This window comes from Mesorhizobium sp. M7A.F.Ca.CA.002.05.1.1 (genome assembly GCF_003998335.1).
In the GTDB taxonomy this organism is placed as follows: Bacteria; Pseudomonadota; Alphaproteobacteria; order Rhizobiales; family Rhizobiaceae; genus Mesorhizobium.
Genome location: NZ_RZQI01000288.1, coordinates 1 through 6533, shown reverse-complemented (window position 1 = coordinate 6533; position 6533 = coordinate 1). Strand labels below are relative to the sequence as shown.

General features: G+C 63.3%; 5 protein-coding genes and 1 tRNA gene. 2 read left to right on the top strand and 4 right to left on the bottom strand.

The window, feature by feature from the left end:
• Nucleotides 1–146 precede the first annotated feature (146 nt).
• The 3 genes from EN939_RS16280 to EN939_RS16270 all read right to left on the bottom strand — a co-directional run bounded on the left by EN939_RS16280 (nt 147) and on the right by EN939_RS16270 (nt 4322).
• Complete coding sequence (locus tag EN939_RS16280; RefSeq protein ID WP_127268799.1) at nt 147–1655, bottom strand: multicopper oxidase family protein; 1509 nt, start codon at nt 1653–1655, stop codon at nt 147–149.
• A 196-nt stretch (nt 1656–1851) separates the two neighbouring features.
• On the bottom strand, nt 1852–2616 hold the full coding sequence (locus tag EN939_RS16275) for an SDR family NAD(P)-dependent oxidoreductase (protein ID WP_236383082.1): 765 nt from the start codon (nt 2614–2616) through the stop codon (nt 1852–1854).
• Nucleotides 2617–2906: 290 nt separating this feature from the next.
• The gene (locus EN939_RS16270) at nt 2907–4322 is read right to left on the bottom strand and encodes a LuxR C-terminal-related transcriptional regulator (protein WP_164748690.1); all 1416 of its coding nucleotides are present in this window, start codon (nt 4320–4322) and stop codon (nt 2907–2909) included.
• Nucleotides 4323–4584: 262 nt separating this feature from the next.
• Between EN939_RS16270 and EN939_RS16265 the strand changes: the two genes are divergently transcribed.
• Together EN939_RS16265 and EN939_RS16260 are read left to right on the top strand one after the other, a co-directional pair.
• Nucleotides 4585–4821, top strand: coding sequence for a hypothetical protein (locus tag EN939_RS16265; protein ID WP_127268797.1), 237 nt, complete (start codon nt 4585–4587; stop codon nt 4819–4821).
• 172 nt (nt 4822–4993) lie between these two features.
• Complete coding sequence (locus EN939_RS16260) at nt 4994–5734, top strand: hypothetical protein (protein WP_206517401.1); 741 nt, start codon at nt 4994–4996, stop codon at nt 5732–5734.
• A 444-nt stretch (nt 5735–6178) separates the two neighbouring features.
• Here the strand turns inward: EN939_RS16260 and EN939_RS16255 are convergent.
• Nucleotides 6179–6255 (bottom strand) — tRNA-Arg (locus EN939_RS16255).
• Nucleotides 6256–6533 lie beyond the last annotated feature (278 nt).

Genomic DNA, 6533 nt, shown 5'->3' with positions numbered 1-6533 from the left:
GATGGTTTTCGCTGCCGCCGCCATAGCCTTCATCGAGGCCTGGCGTGCGGCCACGATCTCATCACTGGAGGCGACCGCCTGCGGCGAGGAGAGGCTCAGCGAACCGGCCAGCGCCAGCACCACCGCTCCGAACGCGATGCCGAACTTCATGCCATGACATCGAGCACGCCCATCATGCCGAGCTGCTCGTGCTCGAGGATGTGGCAGTGATACATGCGCTGCCCCGGCCTATCCTGGCGCAGCAGGAGCCGCACCGTCTCGCCGCGGGCGACGTTCACCGTGTCCTTCCATGCGAGATAGGGCGGCTTGGACACCGCGCCGTCGCGCTCATGCTCGACGACCTGGAATTGAGTACCGTGGACGTGAAAGGGATGGTCCATGTCGGCCTCGTTGACTATCTCCCAGAGCTCGATCTCGCCGGCCCTGGCGACGAAGTCGACGCGTCCCATATCGAAGGCCTTGCCGTTGATCAGGAAACCCATCTCCATGCCGGTGGGTTTCATCGCCATGGTCTCCGTTAAAACGAGCCGCCGGCTGAGGACAGGGTCGGCGAACGGTGCGATCGGCCGCAGCCGCGCCGGCAGCTGCGGCACCGCCTCGGCTTCGTTCTCCGAGACATCGACCGTCAGCAGCGTCAGCCCCGCATCGGCCGGGCGGCCGGGACCCATCCAGCCACGGTCGTAGCCGAGCGTATCGAGGGTGATGGGGCCGGGCCTGTCGAAGGATGCGACCAACTCGAGGCGTTCGCCCGGGCTGAGCAGGATCTCGTCCGCCGCCACCGGCGCCGCGAGCAGCCCGCCATCCGTCCCGATGACTGTTATCGTCGCGCCGTCGAAGGCAAGCTTCAGGAACCGTGCGTTGGTGGCGTTGTAGAGGCGCAGGCGTCGCTTGGCGCCCTTTGCCACCGAGAGCCTGGGATTCTTCTGGCCGTTGACCAGCACGTGGTCGCCAACGCGGCCGTTCATCAGATCGCTCATGCTGTTGCTCGGTATCGAGCCATCGGCGGCAAGTCTGAGGTCGGTGAACACCAGCACCGTGTCGCCATATTCGGCCGGGATGGGATCGGCCTTGGCCTTGACGACGAAGGCGCCGGCAAGACCCCGATAGACCTGCTCTGCCGTCTTGCCGTGCGGGTGCGGGTGGTACCAATAGGAGCCTGCGGAGCCTTCCGGCAGCTCGAAGGCATAAACGCGCTCGGTGCCCGCCGCAACCGGATCCATCGGACTGCCGTCCTGGTCGGCGGGCACCGGCATGCCGTGCCAGTGGATGGTGCTCACCTCGTTATCGATGCGGTTGGCAAATGTGATCTCGACGCGGTCGCCTTCGAAGGCCTCGATCAGCGGCCCCGGGCTGATGCCATTATAGGCGAGGATCGGTGTGTCGCGCCCCTCGGCGAACCTCGCAATGGCCGGTGCCGCCGTCAGCCTCGCCCTGAGCAGGCCCGGCCGGTCGGCTTCGTTGGCAAGCACCTGCAGGGCGCGCAACGCCTGGCCTTCGGGCAGGGTGACCGCGTCTTGCACCATCGCGGCCATGTCGTGCCCGGCATGGCCGCCCATGCCGGGCATCGACATATCGTCCATCTTCGTCTGCGCCAGCGCACGCGGGCTCGCCAGAACCGTCGCCAGGCTTGCCGTCAGAAATCCGCGTCGATGCATTTCTCCGCTCCTTGCTCTCGATGAAAGGCCCGCCGGAAGACCTCGCGTGACCCTAAGGGTTCCAGCAGCTGGAAGGTCAAGTGAGATCGAGCAGTCGACGGTGACGATAGAAGCTGCGCTGGCGCACGATGTAGTGAGAGCCCGGACCCGCTGTCCGATCATGAACACCGGTCGTTCCGGCGAAGCCGCAGAGTTCTCAGCCCTTGCGCTCCTGAAGGCTGTTGCCGCCGTCGACCACCAGCAGCGCGCCATTGACATAGCTGGCGCCTTCCGAGGCCAGGAATGCCACCGCGGCGGCCACTTCATCCGGCCGCCCGGCCCGCGCCGGCGGCGTATGCAGGGCGGCTTGCCGCTCCATTTCGCTCGACGAGCCCGTTTCGATCCAGCCGGGAGCGACGGCGTTGACCGTGATGCCGTTTTTCGCCACTTCGAGCGCCAGTGTGCGCGTCAGGCCGGCCATGCCGGCCTTGGCGGCCGAATAGGCTGCCGTGCCTTCGAAAGACACCAGCGGGCCGGTGACCGACGCCACATTGACGATGCGCCCGTAGCCCGCTTCGACCATCGCCGGCAGAAAGGCCTTCGTGACGAGGAATGCCGTCTTCAGGCTGACGTCGATCCCCTGGTCCCAGTCGGCCTCGGTCATGGCGAGAAACGTCTTGTCGACCGATGGCGATGCCAGCGAGCCCATGCCGGCATTGTTGACCAGTATATCGACCGCCCCGACATCGGCCCGCAGCCGCGCGACATCGGCAGCGATGGTGAGATCGGCGACCACGGCCTTGGCATCGATGCCTTCTGCACGGAGCCCAACGGCGCGATCAAGCACACGCGCACTGGCACCGGTGAGAAAAACGGCATGGCCAGCATAGCCGAGCTGCCGGGCAATGGCAAAGCCGATGCCGTCGGCCGCGCCGGCCCCGGTGATCAAAGCGCGTTTGATGCGGGTATGGGGAATGGTCAAATCGGGCTCCGCTGGTTCCGCCTGTCGCGGTCTTACCACGCAGATTGGACGACGGCGCTGCGAAGATTTGCTCTGCAGCATTCTGCGCCGCTTTGCCGAGCTTCGTCCTGGTGACCCGCGTAGGCGCCGCCCGAATGCTTAGTCCATTGCGTGGCCGGTGTTGACCAGCCATCCTGCCACCGCCGTGCAGTCGCAGGCCGTCACTCGTTCCCGCCGTTCGGGTTGGAGCCCGCCATGACGCAAGTTGACACGCAACCGGACCTTATGCGCCCAATGTCATCCTCGATAGGTCACTTCCATGGCAGTCCTGCTGCGCTGAGGCGTGACCACAGGTTATTTCTAAACTCCGGACCGCGCGCTTGCTGCAATCGATCGACATACTCGCCGGTCAACCTGGGCGACTCGCGCGAGACGAACGACACGTCCTTCCGCGCAGACTCGAGATCGCCCATCCCCATGTATGATGCAGCCCGCAGGAGCCGTGCCCAGTGGTATTCAGGCAGGACCATCAGAAATCGATCAAACGAGGCAGTCGCGGCGTTATAGTTCTCCCCGGCGTATTCGGCATCGCCCCTGAACAGAAAGATCGGATGATAATTCGGACTGAGAAGGTTGGCCCGCGCGAAAGCTGCCTGTGCACCTTCGAGATCTCCGGCGTAAGTTAGCCCAATTCCCAGCCAGGTACGGCACTCTGCATCGTTCGGATTGAGTGCGATGGCCCGCCACAGGCAGCCAAGGCCCGTCTGCAAGTTTCCGAGATAAGTCTCGGCCAATCCGAGAGCACTGTGCAGAGATGCTTCCCGGTCATGGCCACAAAGTCCGGCCCGAGCCTCATCACCAGCCCGGCGAAAGGCCTCGATGGGTTCAATGGACCATCCGTTGAAGCAGGAGTGGAAATCGACCCAGGCAAGAGTCTCCCTTATCAATGCATGCTCTGGCTCGGCGGCGAGGAGCCTTTCACAGAGACGCCGCGCTACGACCATGCCTTTCGCCGTCGGCCGTTCGACGTGGTAAAACGCCTTCAGATAGAGCTTGTGGTGCTGAATTGCTTCCTCGAGGGCGGGCGGGCCTGCCGCGTGCTTCATCAACACCTGGAAGAGGTTTCCGCTGATCACGCCTGTCAATTCGTCATGCGATGACGTCTGGGCGAGATCATATCTTGCGCTCCAGACCTCGACTTCCTCCTCGGCGTCCACGAGATGCGCGAAGGCGTGCATGGCTTTGTCTTGGCTATGGACCGCGACCTCCAGGACATAGTTGGCTCCCGTGGTCCTGCCGATTTCCTTGACAGTGAGATGCCGCTTCGCGAGCGCGAACATTGTGGCCGCTGCGACGATTCCGATCTGGGAGAAGCGTCCGAGCTCTGCGGTCAACGCGCGCGTCAATGCATCCGCATCGGTCCTTGTTTTGCCGAACTGACCCTTGACCGGCATCACCGCCAGCCGCGGTTTTTCGCTTTGATGGGGTGACAGCCCGCCTGGCCTGGCGCCGGAAGCGCCGGCAAAGTACGCCGCGAGCCCGATCTTGGTCCGCACCCCAAGTTTTCCGTAGATGGTCGCAAGGTGAGTGCGAACAGTGGCCGGAGCAATGAAAAGCGCCTTGCCGATCTCCCGATAGGTCAGGCCGGCGGCAAATTTTTCCGCGACCTCGCGCTCACGACCCGACAATGCGACAAGCGTTTGAGCTTTCGAAGCGCCGAGCACCATTGTGGACCCCCGTCCTTGGAAACCCCTCCGTAGCCGAAGAATGCTACAGAAGAATGCTACAAATGCACTAGGCCGAATACCGCATCTGCCCGATTCCGCCGCAGGCTCGCACGGCGCAAGCTTCCCCGACGGCAACAAACAATCGGCTAAGGGGGGTTCCATGCGTCCTGTATCCATAGTGCTGGCATGCACGGCCTTGGGCTATTCCGCCCAACCGTCACCTTCTTTCGCAAGCGGGTGCCGACAGTTGCTGGAATCAAACGTGAAAATCGCCAGCGTGCATGCCTATGCCAGCATCTTGGCCAATGCTGCCCGCAACGGCTGGAACTACACGCCTGAATCGATCGTCAGCGGCTCGAAGCGTCACTTCGAGGAGATGAGTCTCCAGTTGATCGCAGCCGGTTATGAGATTGTCCCCGCCAACGCTCACCCGCACTGCGCCAATCTGAACAGGGCGGAAAACGACGAGAGCACGATGACGACCGAGCCGAACACCTAAGGAAGCCCGATCGACCGCGGTCTGATCTAAGCTGGTCTCACCGCGCGCCACATACACCAGCTTTTGTCGAAACATCGAAATGTCGAAGGTGCGGGCCAACTGTCTGCTGCTCGGATCGAGATGATCCAGCACGTCTTCTGCGTGCGCTGCCTGATCGCGGGGTTCGTTATCAATGATCATGCATGACCTTCCCGATGCCGCCGGAGAGCCGGGCGACACTTCAGGCCTGTCGCGTTTCGCCGCGGCAATCCGTTCACGCATGGTAGGTCCCGGAGGATATTACAATCTCGGCAATGGGCTCGGGCTGGCGACGGGCGTCATGGTCCAGATCGTTGCCGTGCCGCCGGGTTCCGCCGTGAGTGGCCATGCCGCGCTCCTCGATTATTTCGTTGGCAGCATCGCTGCCCTGTCGCTCACCCTGGCCACGCTGGTCTTCTTCTGGAGCGGCGAGATCTACTGCCGCGCATGGGCCAGGAAGCCGTCCCCAGACGTGTCCCTAAACCGCCTTGGCGACATGACGTCGGGGGTCGGGGCGATCGGACTCGGCATCGCCCTGTTCCTGTTCGGCGAACCTGTGCTTGCGGCGACCTCGGGCTTGCTGCATGCGCTCGGCAAGTTCGGCAGCGCCTTCGAGGACGGCAAGCCGTTGCCCGGCTGGCCAGCCAGCTGGCCCAATCCGTTCCGGAGTGCCGTTCTGGCCAGCCGTCTGCCGCCGCTGGTCTCGGCCGCGGTGGGGAGCGGCGGTGCCCTGCAACTGGTATGGTCGGGCGCTTCCTGGACGCTCGTCGCAGCGCCGCTGACATTGCTTGTCTGCTATCTGCTTTGGGCCAAGGCAGACCTGTTGCTGCTGCTCCAGGAGGTGCGAGCCGGGAGCGCGCCGGCATCGTCCGCCGGCAACCGAGATCGAACGTGACGGCCCATGTCGAAGACAGAGGCCCCTGCTTGCAGGCGCCTTTGGGGGTTTGGCAACGTCGCGCAGAAGACCGTGCTGGATCATCTGCAGCATCAGAAGACTCTTCCGGAGTTGAAGCGCACCAAATTCGAGGTGCGGGCGAGGGCCGGAGCGAGAGCGCGCCTCATCCCGCCGATCAGCATGTATGAGAACGCGAGGAATCGGCGGCAGTTGAAAACGGCCTTTTTTCGGACAGTCATTCCCTAGGTTTTGCGTTGGGAGCCGACAACACCAACACCGGTGCCTCATGCGTGTACCCAGCGACCGCGATGACCGCCAGCCCGATCCGTGCGAATCTGATCGAATCGTCTGTTGACCAACAGGCGGGCCACCATTCGTCAGGAATTCATGCCGATGCGGTTGATTGGCGAGGCCTGAAAGGCAAGCAATTTCAGCTGGATGGAATGGCGCGCCCGAAGAGATTCGAACTCCTGACCCCCAGATTCGTAGTCTGGTGCTCTATCCAGCTGAGCTACGGGCGCGCAACAGGCCATGCTTTCCATGACCCCGCAATCCGATCGTAAACGACCGGTCGCGACGAGACGTGTTCCCTAGCGACTGAATTTCGGAAAAGCAAGCCGATCCGGCAAAAGTTTTGTCACAAGTGCCTTGGCCGGCGATGAAGGCTGGGATTCCGGCGCCTGGCAACGGTCCGAAGTCGAGCCGGTTCCTGCTCATTGGAGACCCAGCGCTCAAAACCGTCAGGCGGGGCGGCGCAGGCTGTTGCGGGCCTGGTCGAGCCGGACCGGCTGGTCGGGGA

Excerpts from the sequence above, each read along its gene's own strand:
- EN939_RS16280 (WP_127268799.1), bottom strand. The coding sequence starts at position 1,655 with ATGCATCGACGCGGATTTCTGACGGCAAGCCTGGCGACGGTTCTGGCG.
- EN939_RS16270 (WP_164748690.1), bottom strand. The coding sequence starts at position 4,322 with ATGGTGCTCGGCGCTTCGAAAGCTCAAACGCTTGTCGCATTGTCGGGT.
- EN939_RS16260 (WP_206517401.1), top strand. The coding sequence starts at position 4,994 with ATGATCATGCATGACCTTCCCGATGCCGCCGGAGAGCCGGGCGACACT.